The 17,526-nt window shown below is 49.6% G+C and carries 17 protein-coding genes; all 17 read right to left on the reverse strand.

The features are described from left to right. Nucleotides 1-5: 5 nt before the first annotated feature. Complete coding sequence (locus OIN60_RS19635) at nucleotides 6-1,346, reverse strand: UDP-glucose dehydrogenase family protein (RefSeq protein ID WP_305756757.1); 1,341 nt, start codon at nucleotides 1,344-1,346, stop codon at nucleotides 6-8. Further along, complete coding sequence (locus OIN60_RS19640; protein ID WP_305756567.1) at nucleotides 1,346-2,455, reverse strand: glycosyltransferase; 1,110 nt, start codon at nucleotides 2,453-2,455, stop codon at nucleotides 1,346-1,348. Before OIN60_RS19640 ends, OIN60_RS19635 begins: the two co-directional genes overlap by 1 nt. 29 nt (nucleotides 2,456-2,484) lie before the next feature. Continuing rightward, complete coding sequence (locus OIN60_RS19645) at nucleotides 2,485-3,633, reverse strand: glycosyltransferase family 4 protein (RefSeq protein ID WP_305756568.1); 1,149 nt, start codon at nucleotides 3,631-3,633, stop codon at nucleotides 2,485-2,487. After that, nucleotides 3,627-4,817, reverse strand: coding sequence for a glycosyltransferase family 4 protein (locus OIN60_RS19650; RefSeq protein WP_305756569.1), 1,191 nt, complete (start codon nucleotides 4,815-4,817; stop codon nucleotides 3,627-3,629). The genes OIN60_RS19645 and OIN60_RS19650 overlap by 7 nt, the downstream gene beginning before the upstream one ends. Beyond that, entirely contained in the window at nucleotides 4,804-5,643 is an 840-nt protein-coding gene (locus tag OIN60_RS19655; protein WP_305756570.1) for a glycosyltransferase family 2 protein, read from the reverse strand. The genes OIN60_RS19650 and OIN60_RS19655 overlap by 14 nt, the downstream gene beginning before the upstream one ends. A gap of 21 nt (nucleotides 5,644-5,664) precedes the next feature. Further along, the gene (locus OIN60_RS19660; protein ID WP_305756571.1) at nucleotides 5,665-7,044 is read right to left on the reverse strand and encodes a lipopolysaccharide biosynthesis protein; all 1,380 of its coding nucleotides are present in this window, start codon (nucleotides 7,042-7,044) and stop codon (nucleotides 5,665-5,667) included. A 7-nt stretch (nucleotides 7,045-7,051) separates the two neighbouring features. Next, nucleotides 7,052-8,491: an O-antigen ligase family protein gene (locus tag OIN60_RS19665; RefSeq protein WP_305756572.1), complete on the reverse strand. Its 1,440-nt coding sequence runs from the start codon at nucleotides 8,489-8,491 to the stop codon at nucleotides 7,052-7,054. Beyond that, a complete protein-coding gene (locus OIN60_RS19670; protein ID WP_305756573.1) occupies nucleotides 8,481-8,654 on the reverse strand; it encodes a hypothetical protein in 174 nt (57 codons plus the stop codon). The genes OIN60_RS19665 and OIN60_RS19670 overlap by 11 nt, the downstream gene beginning before the upstream one ends. Beyond that, nucleotides 8,651-9,424 carry a WecB/TagA/CpsF family glycosyltransferase gene (locus tag OIN60_RS19675; RefSeq protein ID WP_305756574.1) on the reverse strand — a complete coding sequence of 258 codons (774 nt, stop codon included), beginning with the start codon at nucleotides 9,422-9,424 and terminating at the stop codon, nucleotides 8,651-8,653. Before OIN60_RS19675 ends, OIN60_RS19670 begins: the two co-directional genes overlap by 4 nt. Beyond that, nucleotides 9,421-10,767, reverse strand: a complete 1,347-nt coding sequence (locus tag OIN60_RS19680) for an O-antigen ligase family protein (RefSeq protein WP_305756575.1) — start codon at nucleotides 10,765-10,767, stop codon at nucleotides 9,421-9,423. Before OIN60_RS19680 ends, OIN60_RS19675 begins: the two co-directional genes overlap by 4 nt. Before the next feature lie 13 nt (nucleotides 10,768-10,780). Next, a complete protein-coding gene (locus OIN60_RS19685; protein WP_305756576.1) occupies nucleotides 10,781-11,719 on the reverse strand; it encodes a glycosyltransferase in 939 nt (312 codons plus the stop codon). Continuing rightward, nucleotides 11,719-12,417, reverse strand: a complete 699-nt coding sequence (locus OIN60_RS19690) for a sugar transferase (RefSeq protein ID WP_305756577.1) — start codon at nucleotides 12,415-12,417, stop codon at nucleotides 11,719-11,721. Before OIN60_RS19690 ends, OIN60_RS19685 begins: the two co-directional genes overlap by 1 nt. 17 nt (nucleotides 12,418-12,434) lie before the next feature. Next, nucleotides 12,435-13,325 (reverse strand): UTP--glucose-1-phosphate uridylyltransferase GalU, encoded by an 891-nt coding sequence (galU, locus tag OIN60_RS19695; protein ID WP_305756578.1) that lies wholly within the window; start codon nucleotides 13,323-13,325, stop codon nucleotides 12,435-12,437. A gap of 29 nt (nucleotides 13,326-13,354) precedes the next feature. Further along, nucleotides 13,355-13,996 carry a CpsD/CapB family tyrosine-protein kinase gene (locus tag OIN60_RS19700; protein ID WP_305756579.1) on the reverse strand — a complete coding sequence of 214 codons (642 nt, stop codon included), beginning with the start codon at nucleotides 13,994-13,996 and terminating at the stop codon, nucleotides 13,355-13,357. Next, a complete protein-coding gene (locus OIN60_RS19705; RefSeq protein ID WP_305756580.1) occupies nucleotides 13,980-14,723 on the reverse strand; it encodes a YveK family protein in 744 nt (247 codons plus the stop codon). The genes OIN60_RS19700 and OIN60_RS19705 overlap by 17 nt, the downstream gene beginning before the upstream one ends. Nucleotides 14,724-14,983: 260 nt before the next feature. After that, nucleotides 14,984-15,622, reverse strand: a complete 639-nt coding sequence (locus OIN60_RS19710; RefSeq protein ID WP_305756581.1) for a response regulator — start codon at nucleotides 15,620-15,622, stop codon at nucleotides 14,984-14,986. Between the two features lie 35 nt (nucleotides 15,623-15,657). Next, nucleotides 15,658-17,304, reverse strand: a complete 1,647-nt coding sequence (locus tag OIN60_RS19715; protein ID WP_305756582.1) for a sensor histidine kinase — start codon at nucleotides 17,302-17,304, stop codon at nucleotides 15,658-15,660. Nucleotides 17,305-17,526 lie beyond the last annotated feature (222 nt).

Here is a 17,526-nt window from a genome sequence, read left to right on the forward strand (position 1 = left end):
TAATATTATACTGCACCTGCTACACTTGACGAAAGGCCGTTCAGCCCACTCATACGCGGTCTGCCAACCGAATAATATTCTAATCCAGATTCGGCAATCTGCCGTTCCGTGAATACATTGCGTCCGTCAATGAGAATCGGCTTGCGCAGCACGGAGCCCAACATACGCAGGTCCACCTGCTTGTAGTGATCCCAGTCCGTCAGCAGGCAGACAGCATCGCAGCCAAGTGCCGCTTCCTCGGGTGTAGAGCACCACTGAATATGTTCGTGATTGAACTGCTCCCTGAATTTGTCCATCGCGATCGGGTCATGAACCTTGACGAACGCCCCTTCTTTGACCAAGGTTTCGACAATCTCAAGAGAAGGTGCCTCCCGGATATCATCCGTATTCGGTTTGAAGGACAAGCCCCACACACCTACGTGTATACCGTTTAACTGCCCGAGGGATTCGCGCAGTTTGGAAATCATCATATAACGCTGATCGGAGTTCACATCAACAACGGATTTAAGCAGCTTGAACTCGTAATCCACGTTGCCCGCGATTTGAATGAGCGCATTCGTATCCTTCGGAAAGCACGAACCGCCATATCCGATTCCCGCCTGCAGGAAGGAAGAGCCAATGCGTTTGTCCATGCCCATTCCTGCCGCTACATTCGTAACGTCCGCGCCTACCTTTTCGCAAATATTTGCGATCTCGTTAATAAAAGAAATTTTAGTAGCCAGAAATGCGTTGGAGGCATACTTGATCATCTCGGCGCTCCGGATATCCGTCACATAGATATTGTCCGTGAAATCCTGATGAAGCTCGACCATCGTCTCATGCAATGAAGGATTGTCAATGCCTATGATGATCCGGTCAGGGTGCAGCGTATCGCTGATCGCAGAGCCTTCACGCAGAAACTCGGGTGCAGATACGATATCAAATGACTGACGGGTATATCTTGCTACAACCTCACGGATTTTTTCGTTCGTTCCGACAGGCACGGTGCTCTTGGTCATAATGATCTTGTAGCCATTCATAGCCGCACCTACATCAGCCGCAGCCTGTTCAATATACTGCAGATTGGCTTCCCCGTTCGGCAGAGAAGGTGTCCCGACCGCCAGCAGAACAATGTCCGAGCGACGTACCGCATCACTCAGATCAGAAGTGAACTCAAGCCGCTCTTCCCGAAGATTCTGCTCAATCAGCTCCTCGATGCCGGGTTCGTAAATCGGTGATTCGGCCCGTTTCAGCTTTTCAATTTTGTCCTCAGCCAGATCGACACAAATGACCTTGTTGCCCTTCAAAGCAAAACATACTCCAGATACCAAACCTACATATCCCGTTCCGATCACAGCCAGCTTCATCATGGCTTCAGTCCCCCTTTAAGAAAGTTCACATAGGCTTGCTCCACATACTTTTTGAACTGCTCCTTGAACGTGTTTTCGTCAAATTTACGTGCATGCTGAGTGATATCGTCCACGTTCCATTGATGATTTTCCACTGCCTCCACCGCTGCCAGCACATCCTCCACTTCATGCCTGTGGAAGAAAACACCGTTCAGATAAGGCACGATCGTGTCGAGCGCCCCGCCTCCCTGAAAGGCAATGACCGGCCGACCGGCTGCGTTGGCCTCCAGCGGGGTGATGCCGAAGTCCTCTATTCCCGGGAATACAAGTGCCCGGCACTCGGCCATCAGCTTATTGACTTCGCCATCTTCCAGCCTGCCAAGAAATTGAACATTGGATTTGGCCATGCCTTCAAGCCTCTTCCGGTCAGGTCCTTCACCAACAATAAGCAGCTTCAAGCCATTCCGGTTGAAGGCCTCGATGGCCAGATCGATCCTTTTATATGAAATGAGACGGGATACGATCAGATAGTAATCTCCAATTTGGGTGGACCTCTCAAAGCGGGATGTATTAATCGGCGGGAAAATAACATCCGCATCCCGGTGATAGTACGACTGGATACGCCGCTTGACCACCGATGAGTTGGCAACGAACTGATTGACATTGCGGGACGTTTTCTGATCCCATGTTTTCAGGCGGTTCATATAAATTCTCAGCATGCTCTTGAACAGATTGGATCTGGACTGTCCAGCCATGTAAGTATCGTAATCCCATGCAAACCGCATCGGCGTATGACAGTAACAGATATGAAAAGTATGCTTGGGTACCTGTATGCTCTTCATAAAAGCGCTGCTTGAACTCAATACGATGTCAAATTCCCTGAAGTCAAAGTCACGGATGGCAATGGGATACAGCGGCAGCACGCCCTTGAAATTGGCCTTCACTCCCGGAATGTTCTGCAGCCAGGAGGCCCTTATATCCGCATCCTTCAAATTGTTTGATAAGCGGCTGTCACTGAACACCGTCGTGAAGATAGGAGCATCAGGGTACATGCTATGGAATACTTCGACTACTCTTTCGGCTCCGCCCATTTGGATCAAATAATCATGTGCTATCGCTATTTTCATCAGTACCATCCTTTTAAACGCAAGATCGTTTATACACCTGCCAGCAAACCTTTATAGTAACGAACGATATCCTTGACGGTATTCTCAATAACGAAATTTTCCTTCACCCGAATCATCCCTTTCTGTCCCATTAGCTTCCGCTCCTCGGGATGCTCCAGCATCCAACGGATGGATTCGGCCAGCTTGGCAGGGTCGCCCGGTTGAATCAGCAGCCCTGTCTCGCCATGCACCACCGTCTCTGTCGGTCCTCCCTCATTGGAGGCAATGACTGGCAGACCGGCGGCCATCCCTTCAACAATGACCTGACCGAACGGTTCCGGTGTGATGGAAGTGTGAATCAGCAGGTCACAGCGTCTCATCAGGCCTTGAATATCATCGACATGCCCAAGTAGATTGACGTTTTTCAGTCCGTAACGCGTTATGGTCTCTTCCAACTGCCGTTTATAATCCTGTTCACCGAACAGCGCATCCCCGGCAAGCCAGAACTTGACCCGAGCATCCTCCTTAAAGGAGCGCGCCGCCTCCAGCAAAATGTGCTGTCCTTTCCAATTGGCCAGCCGACCGACCAGGACCACATTGAATTCACTGGCGTCTTTGCCGGAGTCCGTTTCGCCTGCCGGACCTATCGTTTTGGCGAACGCCGAGTACACCACGAGCGTTTTTTTATTCGCAGGCAGTTCCAGTGCTCGGAGCGTGGACTTGGAGTTGGCAATCACGCCGTTTGGCAAAAAGCGTGACAGCAGGCGGATGCCCTTCGCCACAATCGGTTTGAGGTACGGTGGCCCGATATGATCCCGGATATGCCAGATAAGCGGGATTTTTGCCGATTTGGCGGCAACCGCCCCGTAGATGGCTGATTTTAGCGAATTCGTATGCACGCACTGCACATTTTCCTGTTTTAATAGCGGAGCCAGACTTTTGCCGTACGACAGCATCTTGAGCGCAGCCGCCGGCGCCCCAAAGTTCACGGCATTTCGGTTCCGGTTGCGAATTGCTTCATCCATCGGCAGGATCCGGACGTCAATGCCTTTTTGGCGCAGCCGGTCAGCAAGATCTCCTTCTTCCGCCAAAATGACCAGTGGCTCAATGTGCTCGCCGATATGGGTCAAGATGTTGTACAATGCTACCTCACCGCCGCTCCATCTGGCGGTATGATCGATATATGCTACCTTCAGCATCCTGCCGCCGCCTTTCTGTTCACAACTTGATCGAATACATTCTCTACTTGCTCGGATACCCGTTCCCACGTATAGTTGGCCAGCACATGCTCCCGGCATTCGACCTGCCCTGGCAATGAAGCCCTGTCGCTCAGAATCCGCAGCATCCCGTTCTTGATCGATTCACTGTCCGTGCCGCTGAACAGAAGCTCCGGCCGGAACTTGTTAAGTATCTCTTTACTGCCTCCGACCGGTGTCGCCATCACCGGCAAACCGGATGCCATGGCCTCGACCGTGATCAGTCCAAAGCCCTCCAATGCCTGTGTCGGCACGATGAACATATTCGAGGCCTGGTGGTACAATGGAAGCTCTTCATCGGAAACGTAGCCCAGCAGTTTTACCTGCCCTTCAAGCCCGTATTCCCTGATCTTCGCTTCCAGTTCGGAGCGGAGCGGACCCTTGCCTCCGATCAACAGGATATGATCCGGATGACGCTGGGCCACATGTCTCCAGGCTTCCAGCAGTTGAATCAAGCCCATCCGATTAACCAATCTGCGGACGGTCAGTATAATCGTAGCCTCCTGCGGCAGCTTCAGGCGCGTCCGCACCCGGCTGCGGTCTGTGGAAGGATGGAATCGCTCGACATCGGCCGCTCCTGGAATGATATGAATTTTCCTCATCGGAACTTTGTAATGCTCATGGAGAATGTCACGGAACGTCTCGCTGAGAACGATGAACTTGTCGGCCAGGCCGTAGGCTTTCATTTCAATGGATTTGGCCATTGTCGTTTTAAGCAGGTGCTTCAGCCCCTGACCTTCAATTTTCATTTCCTCCGTCCACGGACCATGGAAGGTCATGACGACCGGAATTCCGCGTTTTCTTGCTTCCAACGCCGGACCTACGCCGTAAGGGGCGAAGTGGGAATACAGCACATCCATCGGCTGATGGTTGAAGAAATCGGCCGCATACCGCTGCATCAGATCCCTGCGTTTCCATAGTGAAAGATCTTTGCTTCCGATATTGTGAATCTTCATTCGATCGGGTGCCTGTGGCTTTTCCGCGCTGCAGATCAGTGCTTCCAACTGATTTCGTTTGGATAATTCTTCACATATGGATTTGAAGTATGTGTTCAGACCTCCGGGTTGCAGTGACGGCCAGCTTAGACCCGTCGCTGCAATGCGGAATCCACCGTTACTGTACGACATAACTGGTTTCCCCCTTTTTCTCGGCAGGCCCCTCTTCTGTGATCGTTACCTGCTTCTGCCTCCGGGTCAGCTCATAATGCTTGAAGCAAATGAGAAATTCATACATCACCCAGAAAAAAGAGACGGCAAAACCGGCAAGTCCTTTGCGGTACAGACCATGCACGAAATATTTCTGTACAAAACGGGCAGGCGGTCTGAACAGCAGGTTCGTAATCCGAAATGGTTTGCCCTTGTTAAATGCGGTTTGGGCCTCCAGATCCGTGTACTTATTAAATCTCATCACATGATCGCTGATGCTGCGGAAGCCGTAATGCCACAGCACACCGTTCAGCTTGATCGTATGCTCTCCTGCTACATCAGGCATCTCGTGGACCAGACTGTTTGTAATTCCGTAAATCTGGCGGTTATACAAACGAACCAGAAATTCACCCCTATTCATCCATTTGCCGAGGAAGTCGCCAATCCGGAACACAGAATAAGCCTTGGCCGGATCATGCAGTGTCTCCTTGTGCTTAAGAATGTCAGCCGCCATGTCTTCACTGACAACCTCATCCGTATCAATCAGAAAAATCCAATCATAGTTTGCGCGCTCTACGCCGAACGTCCGCTGTTTGGCATAACCCGGCCAAGGATTCGTAAACACCTTGCAGCCCAAGGATTCGGATACCTCGACTGTATTATCCTTGCTGCCGCCGTCAATGACGACAATTTCATCCGCAAAGACTTTACAGGATTGTATGGCATTCGCAATTCTGACTGCGTCATCCTGAGCAATGATAACAACCGATATTCTGTTATCCGCCGGAACGCTCGACATATGGTTCATTAGGGGGTGCCTCCTTTTTTCTTAACCGTTCGCTGGGTTTCTCCGAATGTAGTTTGACATTGTTTTCCGGAGCCATTGAATGTCCTGCCTGGAGATAATCAATCTCGGTATTTTGGTTTTAAGTACAAATTTGACGTTGAACAGAATGCAGATGAATCTGAGAATTACCGATGACAGCATGGCTATGCCAGCCCCCGTGAGACCATATGCGGGTACAAGTATAATCAATAGCGGAACAACCAGAGCCAAGCCGAGTCCTTGAAGTATGGTAACAAGCTTAGGCTTGCCGAGCGCCATGAATGTCTGTGCGAGCACCATGGTCCCCCCTCCGATGGAAACCTCAAGTACCAGTAATCTAAAGACGGTAAGCGCCTCTTTAAATTCCGGTCCATACAGCAGAGTGAATACAAAGGGAGCAATCAGCATAAGTACGATCGCCGTCAGAATTGCCGCGGTCGAAGTAATGCGAAAGGCTCTGAACGTGATGGCGATCGCGTCCTCTCTCTCCAGGCTTGATGCTTTCGGAAAAAGAACCACGATGATGGAATTTGCGAACACGCTGACCATCCGTGCTAGGCTGACCGCCACCGCATACAAACCAAGTTCGGCGGGTGCCAACAGCGCGGCAATCAGAATCTGGTCGATATAGATGGAGACCTGCCCCATCAGATCATTGCCATAAGAGCCCATTCCATAGGAGAACAGGCGCTTGAAATGTAGCCAGCCGTTTTTAATTTTCGGACGATATTCACGAATAAGCCGCACGGTAACGACCACGTACACCGGCACCGACGGAAGCAAATAAGCCAGTGCAGAGGTATAGGGACTTATGTAGCCGGTTATAATGAGCAGTCCCAATAGAGCAAGCGTGCTCAGCGGAACAATATAACGAAAAATATTGTATTGCCTATACTCGCCGCGCACCTGCATCATGGCGTTGTTAATTTGCGAGATGGCAATCACTGGGCACATCACCATGGATAGTTGCGCGAACAAGACCACACTCGGACTGAAGGCATCCAGCCATAACGGAATGAGAAAAACCCCGACGGTTGACGCCAAGCCCCCGAATATAATGGCTAGCAGCAAAGCGATGCCATACAGGTTACCCGCGTCCTTTGGATTTTTCTTGGCGTTATAGATCAATGCCGAAGGAACCCCAAAGGTCATGCAGAAGGCAAGAAACTGCGACCAATTGGTCATGGCTGCCTGTTCGCCGCGCCCAGTGGGTCCCAGGTAACGTGCTGTCAGGATACCTGTCAGCATATTCACAAGAAGGATTAGTATGCTGAAGAACATGGTTTTGACGGCGGCCGAGCTGTTGTCTTTGCTTCTGGCGAAACGCATAATTGTTCCGATAACTGTCCGAATTGGGTTGGACAGCGCTTGTAAATACTGCATCCGAGAGTCACCTTCTTTCCGCCATAGCATCTTTGGCCCACAATCCAATCCCAATCAGCGTCCAGACCACATAACCTCTTAATCCGGGAAAGCCGTTATCAGAGATCAGATTGGCACACGCTCCCATCCATGCCGCAAAGCCCAGCCGTGCATAGGGTTGAAACGAATTTCGGGCGGTGATCCGTGAAATCAGCTTCTTCGCGAGCAAGAACAAACCTGCAAAGAAGAATATGGCACCCGGAACACCAAAGGTTAGGAAGACCGCGATAAATCCGTTGTCCATAATGCCCATCTCACCGAGATCTCCACCATTATCCAGCTTCGTTCCTGTTCCCACACTGCCCAGTCCCTGACCGACCGGGTTGCCTATGACGGTCGGCAGCATCGTGTTCAGCAAATCCAGCCGATCATTGTACGACCGATCCTCCTCAATGGACGTCAGCGTTTCCATCCGTGCGACCAATCCTTCGGCGCCCGGGAGCTTGGGTACAATGTATACAAGCAGCGCTCCCAGGATGACAAGCTGAAGGATCGTTTTCCATTTCCCTTTGGAGGAGGAAGTCAGAATATAAGCAAGCAGCATAACAAATACCAGCAGCCATGCAGAACGCACAAGGGTGGTCATGAGGCAGACCAGCGTCAGCAGCACGCCGAACCAGCCCAAGGAACCACGCCAGCGCTTCTCCATCAGCATCGGCATCAGCGCCCCTGCCAAAAAAAAGGCGCAAGGCCCCGGAGAGTTCAAGGTAGAGAATACCCGGATCTCAAGCGGATAGGGCAGACCGATCGAATTCATCTCCACATGATTCATCCAGAAGGCATCCCATGGCGGTACAGTCAGATACTGAATAATTCCATATAAGGATACTGCAACCGCAATATTGGCGTATGTGGTTAGAAGGCGGTCAATGTCTCTCACATCAAATGGCCGTACTGCGAAATAGGGCAGTATCATAAGCGGAATGATATAGTTTGCAAGATCGTAAGCAAAGCCCATTCCGTTCTTGGCGACACCGATCAGACTGCCATATCCCAGTGCCACTGCGAAATAAAGCGCTATTCTGGCCAGCGGTTGTTCCGCTTGATGGATACCGCGCAGCACCGGAATCAAGATCATGGTGCTCGCCAGCAACGGCGCAATACTAAGCAGCGACACCGACTGGTATGTTCCTTCCATCCAGTCGGAGATCCGCCGAATTTCCGGGCCGATCGCCCACACCACAAGGGTGTAGGGAATCAAAGCCTTGGACTGGATGACTGCAAATATGAATGCCGGAAAAACCAAAGCGAGCACGATTGCACCCTGCTGGCTCATGGTCGGACTCATTTTAGCGCTGATAAAACCGATGATAAGCGGAAGTATGCAGGCTGCAGCTCCCATCACCAACAGCGAGAGGCTGCGTCTATTCCACATGACGAGATGTTGTAAACGTCCATCATTTCTCATTGGAGGCCTCCCTTTCGGCTTCAGGCCCCTGCTTGCCGCCATCGATGGTCAGCATGCCATATGGAATGGTTACTTCGGATAAATGATAGGTCAGCGGAATCTGATCCACCCGCTGGGACAGCGGCTGTTCGATGGACTGCTCATCACGGGCGGAACAAGTCATTCCGCATTCCCCCCCTTCAACCGGTTGCGTTTGAGCATTTCCTTGGCCAACAGAATCAAAAACTGCGAATCTTCGATCAGGTATCTTTTCCATAGACGCCGCGGCTCCTGCGACAGTCTCCAAAACCATTCAAATCCCGTTTTTTGCATAAAATCCGGAGCCCGCTTCACGGAGCCTGACAGGAAATCGAAGGTAGCCCCTACCCCGATGGATACCGGCGCGCGATAGGTTCCGTAATGCTGATAAATCCACTTTTCCTGCTTCGGTGCTCCGACACCGACAAATACAATATCCGGGCGGGATTCAATGAGCATCTCCACAATCCGTTTGTTTTCCTCTTCGTTTTTCTCAAAACCGTAGGATGGGGAATAACAGCCGACAATGTTCATTTTCGGGAAGGATTCCTGAAGATTGTGCATCGCCTTCTCAGGCACCCCTCGTGCGGAGCCGAGAAAAAAAAGTCTGTAATTCCTTTCCTCAAATGCCTCACCGAGCTTATGAAACAGGTCCGAGCCGGATACTTTCTCCTTTAACGGTTTTCGCAGAAGCTTCGATGCCCATATAATCGGCATCCCGTCGGCGACGACTGCCCCAGCACCCGAGTAGACCCGCCGGAATTCATCATCCTTGCGGAGCTTAATCACATGATCCACGTTGCAGGTGAGAATGTAGGAATGATGCTGTGTCTGGATGGCTCTATCAATAAACTCAAGTAGATCATTAAAATCATAATTATCAAAATTGACATCAAACATGTTCACTCTGCTCATCGTATCACTTCTCTTTTGCGGAAATCGTTTTGATTGGCTGTCTGGTACAGACAGTTCAGATACCAGCAGAAAGGAATAATCATTTGAACTGTCGACAAGGTGTTATCGGAAAAAGAATACATCAGAAATCCAACAATTAAGCCTGCATAGTACGGCTTGATCGGCTTGGGAAGAGAGCGGTAAATAAGAACGAACACGATCAGCAGGGAGAGCATCAGCAGCCCGCAGCCTATATATCCTGTATCAAAATAAAAGCGGATGTATTCGTTATGCGGAACGACAAAGCCTCTGAACAGTGTTCCATCGTTCGCCACAGTCACGGCACCTAGTCCTCTCCCCGACCACGGATAATCATGCACCTTGCTTAAGAAAAATTCCCACGCCTCCGTCCTCCCCGACAGATCGATACCTTCATCTGTCTGTCGTTCGAAGGAACGCTTTTCCAAGTTATCCCACTGCATAGCCAAAGCGCCGAGGACAAGTATGAACGAACCCGCCAGAGGAAGAAGATAGTTGATTTTCCCTCTGAGATACTGCCGTGAAATGTCATACAGATATACAAGTAACATCAAAACCAGTGCCAGAATCGGACCTCTGGTGCCGGTGGAAATCAAAATCAGAAAATTGAGCGCCAGTACCGCATAAAAAAGCACCGTCTGCTGTGATCTGCGCTTGAGTTCAATCAGCGAAACCGCGATACCAAGAAAAGCAAGCATCGCCAGATGTGGCGGAATGTTCGCTCCCTGCAACCTTACAGCTCCGGTAAATTCGACTGCCGCTAACGAATGCAGACCCGCTGCTGACAAGAGAACACCTACACTCACGCTGATGATCGGCAGCAGACTGATCATGGTGATATGCTTCTGCGCCACTTCCTTCTTCCACTTAATCAGCAGGAAGACAAAAGGAAGTGACAGCCCGATAAACGCCTTAAGCGCAATGGAGGCCGTCAATGTCGGCAGCCATACTGAAAAGGTGAAGGTGATCCCTAGCATGGCGATGAGTGCAAGTATCGGATAGCTGAATTTCAAACGAATGCCATACACCAGCATACACGGGACGAGCAGTGCTAGAATTCCAAGCTTGTAAAGAGATAGAATCTCTATTCCGAAGACGCTGCCCGAATACAAGGAGTCTACAGAAACCGCCGTGCTAACCAGCACCACATAACTGATCCGCTCCGGATGCCGGATGGAGACAACCAGCAGCAGCAGCAGACATACTGCAGCAAGACTGATTATCGGCTGGTATGTAGCCGCGATTCCTACAAACAGTGCGGCTGCAAGGAAGATAAATCCGTACTGCAGGGTGTTTATTCTTGCAAGCCATGGATAATTACTCATCTTTCAACACCTCTCACCCTGCAGCAGATTCACTTTTACGGTTACGGACCGTATCCATGGTCCCGCGGATGCTTTCCAGTCTGCAGCGGTTCAGCAACTTGCTGCCTTCAGAGCGTGCATTCAGGGAACGGAACACAATATACAACAGCTTCGCCGCCGTTTTCCCTATCAACATCACCCTTTCTTTCAGGCTGGTGCATTGGACCGCGTTGGACATCCCCTGGCAGTAATAACGATTCATAATCCATTCCTTGGTCAAGCGGGCAGCGGGGACGAAATGATCGACCGCCATGTCTGGATGGTATTTGACTAAACCGCCTTTTCTGCGGATTTGTTCGAATACCCAGGACTCTTCGCCAGACAGAAGAAGATTCCCCTTTCTGCCCAGATGAAGCGGGAAGAGGTTATCCTGCAAAGCCTCACTGCGCATGGCCATGTTGGCGCCGAACGGATTCAGACTGCGCGGGTACTCCTTTTCTTCCTGGCCGAGATTCACGATCGTATAAGGAAGCTCAAGCGGACCCGTAAGCCATGCGGGACGATCGGATTCAAATATAGGTGCAATAGGGCCGCCCATAGCACTCATGTCCGAGTTCCGTTCAAAAGCGGAAATAATCGTGCGAATCCATGCAGTTGCCGGAATCGCATCATCATCCAGAAAGGCAATAATCTCGGCTGCCGCCAGCCGGATGCCCGCATTGCGTGCCGCAGAAAGGCCCTGTTCGGCTTCAAAATGATATGTCACATTAACGAATTCCTTGTGTGCAGCGATAAAGCGACGCACAACCTCTGCCGTATGATCGGAGGAGCGGTTATCCACCACGATGATTTCAGCCCGATCCAGTTCATGCAGGCTCAGTAGAGAAACAAGCGTTTTGTCCAACAGGTCAGCGCGGTTATAGGTGCAAATAATGACCGATAGATCAGGCCGGGAAAAGTTGGGCTTTTCCATCAGTATGCATCCCTAGAGAAAATCATCATAAATGCCGTTTTCACGATGATTTTAAGATCAAGCCAGGTGCTGCGGACATGGATGTATTTCAAATCCATCTGCACCATTTCCTCAAAGCCGACGCTGTTGCGGGCAGTTACCTGCCAGTAACCTGTACAGCCGGGTGTTACCAGCAACCTCTGTTTATCGTAATCCGAATACTGCTCCACTTCGCTTGGCAACGGTGGACGTGGACCAACCAGACTCATATCGCCAATCAGCACGTTCCAAAGCTGGGGAATTTCATCGATGCTGGTTTTGCGCAGAAATCTGCCCATCTTGGTTATGCGTGGATCGTTCTTAATCTTGAACATCGCTCCGCTGACCTCATTCAGTGCCATTAAATCCTTCTTCAGTTCCTCCGCATTGGACACCATAGAGCGAAATTTGTACATGTTGAACAGCTTTTCATTTTTTCCAACCCTCGTTTGTTTGAAGAAAACTGTACCTTTGGGATCCTCCAGCTTGATCAAAATCGCTATGACCACGAACAGCGGCAGCAATACGATCAACCCGACCGCACTCAGAATCATATCCAGCAAACGCTTCGTAACCAGATAGGATGTCTTGTCCTGCATTTGTTTCGTTCCATATGGCATGTAAAACGTCGTACCCGGCATGACAGCCTCATAGTCGTCCGGCAGATTTTCCATGCTCATGCTTTAAAGCCCTCCTCTCAACCGACAGTTGTTGGGTGTTCAGCTTTAGCCAGCCAATCCGTCATAGCTTCCAGCACCGACTCGCGCAGGTCGCCATTTTTCAGTGCAAATTCAAGTGTTGTCAGAACAAAGCCCAGACGTTCGCCCACATCATAACGGACACCTTCGAAGTCATAAGCGTACACGCGCTCGCTTTGATTCAGCTTTTGGATGGCATCGGTCAATTGAATTTCACCGCCTGCCCCTTTTTCCTGCAGATCCAGATATTTAAAGATTTTCGGTGAAAACACATAACGTCCCATAATCGCCAAGTTCGACGGTGCCGTTCCTTTGGACGGCTTCTCCACAAAGTTGTTGACCCGGTACAGTCGGCCATCCTGAAGATCCGGTTCGATGATACCGTAACGATGTGTTACTTCGTCCGGTACGCTTTGCACGCCTATCACCGAATTTTGCGTGTCTTCATATTGTTCAATCAACTGCCGGAGGCACGGTGTTTGTCCGGTGACAATGTCATCTCCCAGCAGTACGCCAAATGGCTCATCCCCGATAAAACGTCTTGCGCACCAAACGGCATGCCCCAGACCTTTCGGCTCTTTCTGCCGGATGTAGTGAATATCCACTTTGGAAGAACGCTGTACTTCCTGTAAAATTTCAAGCTTGCCGTCCTCCAGCAGTCTGGATTCCAGCTCAAATGCGTTGTCGAAGTGATCCTCAATGGCGCGTTTGCCCTTTCCTGTCACGATGATGATATCCTCAATACCGGATTCAATCGCTTCTTCCACAATGTATTGAATGGTCGGCTTGTTGATAATCGGCAGCATCTCTTTCGGCATGGCCTTGGTCGCAGGCAGAAAGCGCGTTCCGAGACCCGCTGCTGGTATGATCGCTTTTTTCACTTTTTTCATCGCACTCGTCCTCCTAGCGTTTTATATGACTACATTTTCACCTGATTCATCACGATGCCCAGCAACGTTGCTCCAGCCTGATCCATTAGCTGCTTCGTCTTGCGCAAGCTTTCTCTTTTAGTACTGGCATGCTTCGCCACCAAGATGACACCGTCCGTAAGAGAGGCCAGCAGACGGGCATCCGTATAATCCAAAGCCGAAGGACTGTCAAGCAGGATAAGATCGTATTCGTTCTTCAACTCATCCAGCAGTGCCGTCATCCGCTCCCCGCCAAACAAATCGGGCGCATTGTACAAATTCTCCCCACCCGGTACAACATACAGCTCCTGTCCGCCTTTGCGCAGGATTTCTTTGGAGGAGGCACCTCCGCGCAAGTATGCCGACAAACCATTTGTATTCTCCATGCCAAATGCTTCATGAAGGGAGGACTGGCGCAGATCACAATCGATAAGAACCACCTTACGCCCCTCCTGAGCAAAGGAAACGCCTAAATTGGCCAACAAGGTTGTTTTTCCTTCCCCTTTATCCGGCGAAGCAAACATCAGGACGGTCCCCCGGTCTGTATGGCGCAAAACCTGCTGATGGATATAGGTACGCAGGGAACGGAAGGACTCCGATATGTAGGACGCCGGATTACTTTCGGCAATCAACGTGTCATTCAATCGCAGCATAAGTTCGCTCCCCCACTCGTTCTTTTGAATTTCCTACAGTTCCGCTCAGGTCTTTCTTCCTCATGAGCGGAATGCTTCCGATGACCGGAAGGCCCAGATCCGCCTCGGCTTCCTTCTCATTGCGCAGCGTGGCGTTAATGCTCTCCAGGAAAACAATCGTTCCCAAAGCGATCATCAAGGACACCAAGAAGCTGATTGCAATATTCATGACCGGACTACCGTTGATCGGCTCCGGCTGATTTACGATATCGGCCAGGTTCAAAATTTTCACATTATTCATATTCATCAATTCAGGAACGGAGCGTGTGAACGTCTGAGTTATGGAGTTTACCATAGCAGCGGCCGTCTGGTAGTCCTCCCCTTCGATGGTCAGCCCGATCACCTGACTTTTGTCCGAGGACTGAATCTTCAGCTTTTCAGATAGCTCTGATGGGTTCACCCCGAATTCCGGATGCTCGGCAACGACTTTGCCCATAATGGCAGGAGATGTGAGAATTTGTCTGTAGCTCTCCACCAGATTAAGGCTTGTGCTTACCTGGTTCAGTTCATTGCTGCCTTCTGCTCCGGTAATGTTATTAATAAGCAATTGACTGGAAGCAGAGTACACCGGTTTCACAAAATTTTCACTGACATAAAACGTCGTGATGCATGAAATCAATACGAATGCCGCAATCAGCCACAGCCTTTTCCTTATTAACACTAGATAGTCCAATATCGTCTTCTCCACAGATATCCTCCCTTCCGCCTTTTTTTTCTTCTTATAAGAAATATATTTTCATTTTATCAATGGCATCTATAACGCACATGGACCCTATCGGCACTTTGATCGGAACTAAGGTGGTGATTTATCTACCACTTCCGTTCATTTTTTGGTATACTTTTGGACCATCTTTTTATGGAAAATAAAAAAACACGGAACAGCTTCCGTGTTTTTACTTTCATTTAAAATTTTAGTTAATTTTTAATAATAGTATACAATTCAGAGCATCAGACGGTGGTGGTCGGTTCATATTTCGCAAGGCCAATGGCATTGGCATAAAGAGCAGCCTGTGTCCGGTCCGTCAAACGAAGTTTGGCCAGGATTTGGCTAACATGCTTTTTCACCGTAAATTCGCTGATAAATAGCTTAGCAGCAATCTCACGGTTACATGCTCCCTGCCCCAATTCAATGAGAACTTCCCTTTCCTTCGGTGTCAATTCATCGGTCAATGATCCGGCATCCTCGCGCAGCTTATTTTCCAAAATGGTCGGATCGTAATACTTGCGTCCCTTGCTCACAAGCTGAATGGCATACAGCAATTCCTCCGGTAGCGCTTCTTTCAGCACATACCCATCCACGCCTGCTTCCTCCGCTTTCAGAAAATCTTCACGACTTGCAGAGGAGGTCAGCAAAATAAACTTGCCGCTAAAGCCCTTTCGGCGTGATGCCTTGATGATATCCAGACCGGATTCATCTCCCAGCTTCAGATCCAACAGGACCAAGTCCGGTTGTGTTTCTTCGAGGACCATCAGAGCTTCCCGTTGATTTTTGGCCTCTCCTGCAAATTGTACATTCGGCTGCATAGATATTACCGCAGCGAGTCCTCTCCTTACTAAAGGATGATCATCTACAATGACAATTTTCATCACACGACCTCCTGTTCCTAGTGGAATGATTCAGTTCACTGAATTCGTTCGGCTGCCTGGACGGGAATCGCGATTACAATCTCGGTTCCTTTCCCGACTGCGCTGGAGACACTAAATTCACCTCCCATAGAACGTGCAAGGTATTCCATATTCCTCATACCAAGTCCACCCTCCGATCCAATCTCCTCCCCTCCAGCCGCAAGCTTCTCGGTCCTGAACCCGATCCCGTCATCCAAAATGGCCAGTTCAACCTGCTGCGGTGTCAGCGTAAGCTTCACCTGAATCTGCTTGGCATGACCGTGGCGAATGGCATTGCCGGCCGACTCCGATATGATGCGAAATAATGCTTTCTGGTATGGGTAAGGGAGCGTATACTGATCTCCCGTGTTGTGCAGCTCGATCTGTACGTTGTTTAGCCGAGACAGCATATGCAAATGACTCTTTACCGTTGCCATCCAGGTCGGTCCGCCGCTCTTCTTGGAGCTTAGACTATGAATGGCAAGCTTTAATTCGCGCACCGCCTGATTCGCAGATTCCTGAATCAATTCAATCTGCTCATCCACCTGGGCCCTGCCAAGCTGATGCCACGTTTGCCGCAGCGAATGGGCTGCATAGACAATCCCGAACAAACTCTGCGATACATTGTCATGCATTTCATTGGCGATCCGGTTCTGCTCATTCGTCACCAGCAACTGGCTTTCGACCCGTTCCAACTCATAACGTTCGAGGAAAATCGCACTTAGCTCCGCAAGAAATATGAGCTGCTGTACAAGCCAGCGCCTTCTTCCCATTCCTTGCTCCGGGTCAAGCTTTACACCGATCGCTGCCACAAACCGCGTGGTCATAGGCACCGTAATCATCAAAAAATCTCCCCATTCCGGGAAGTTCTTGAAGAATGGCTCCTGCTCCAAGCGGAATTGCTCACGATAGGCAGCCAGCTCCTGAAATAGTTTCAGCTCTTCATCCGCTGCCCAGCCCGTCTGGCTGCTCGCCGGCGCGTCCTCGACTTCCCTATTATCCAGCCAGAAGAACGCTTTGCTCTGCTTGGTAAGCTTCACTGCATAATCCGAGATGACCTGCCCCATATTCATTGCTTTGTTGTGACTTGCCGTCTCCATGATGTGATACAGCGATTTGATATGATCCATCGTTTCATTGGTTCGCTCATTCGCCTTCACAAGCTCCCTCTTCATAGTGCCGATCACCTGCATCGCCATCGTTGTCAAGGCCAATACCAGAATCATATTCATATTTTGGAGCAGCACATCCAGGAGACTGATCCGATTCACATTGAAGAAGACATAACAAATCGTGAGCTGGATGCCGATATAAGAAATAAGCAGTGTCCAGCTATACAGAGCGCTTAAATATACCCCTGCGGCGAGAATCGGATTCATGACATACCATTTGTACGGGCTATCCATCCCGCCGGTTAAAAACTGTAAAACTATAATTCCTAAGGCTTCCACGGCGATACATATTTTCAGTACCGGCCCTTGATTGCGATATCTACGATAAATGTACGTAAACATCGTCACAAAAAAGAACAATAAAAAAATTAAAACCAGCTTGTGACTTAAAGTGCCTGAGTCATTTAATGCATAGGCAAGCGATGTAAAGGCCCAGGATGCATACCTGTATACAAAGATCATCCTGCCTTCTGCTGTGGTCCTCGCTTTCATCCTTTCACCCTATTCTTTGATTAGTAGGGAAGATGAAACATCCGATGTGTTACAAAAATGATAACGAATAAAAAAAGAAATAACAAGTCGTATTGATTCTAGTAAACGTTTACATCGAAAATATTTTGGTATTTTTTATGTCAAATTTCATGTTTCAGTAAACTTCTAACGGGGTAATGTCGCAATTTGTTGCATTTGTCAACAAGAGAATTATTTATTTTT

The sequence above is a fragment of the Paenibacillus zeirhizosphaerae genome (assembly GCF_030705605.1).
GTDB classification, from domain to species: domain Bacteria; phylum Bacillota; class Bacilli; order Paenibacillales; family Paenibacillaceae; genus Paenibacillus; species Paenibacillus zeirhizosphaerae.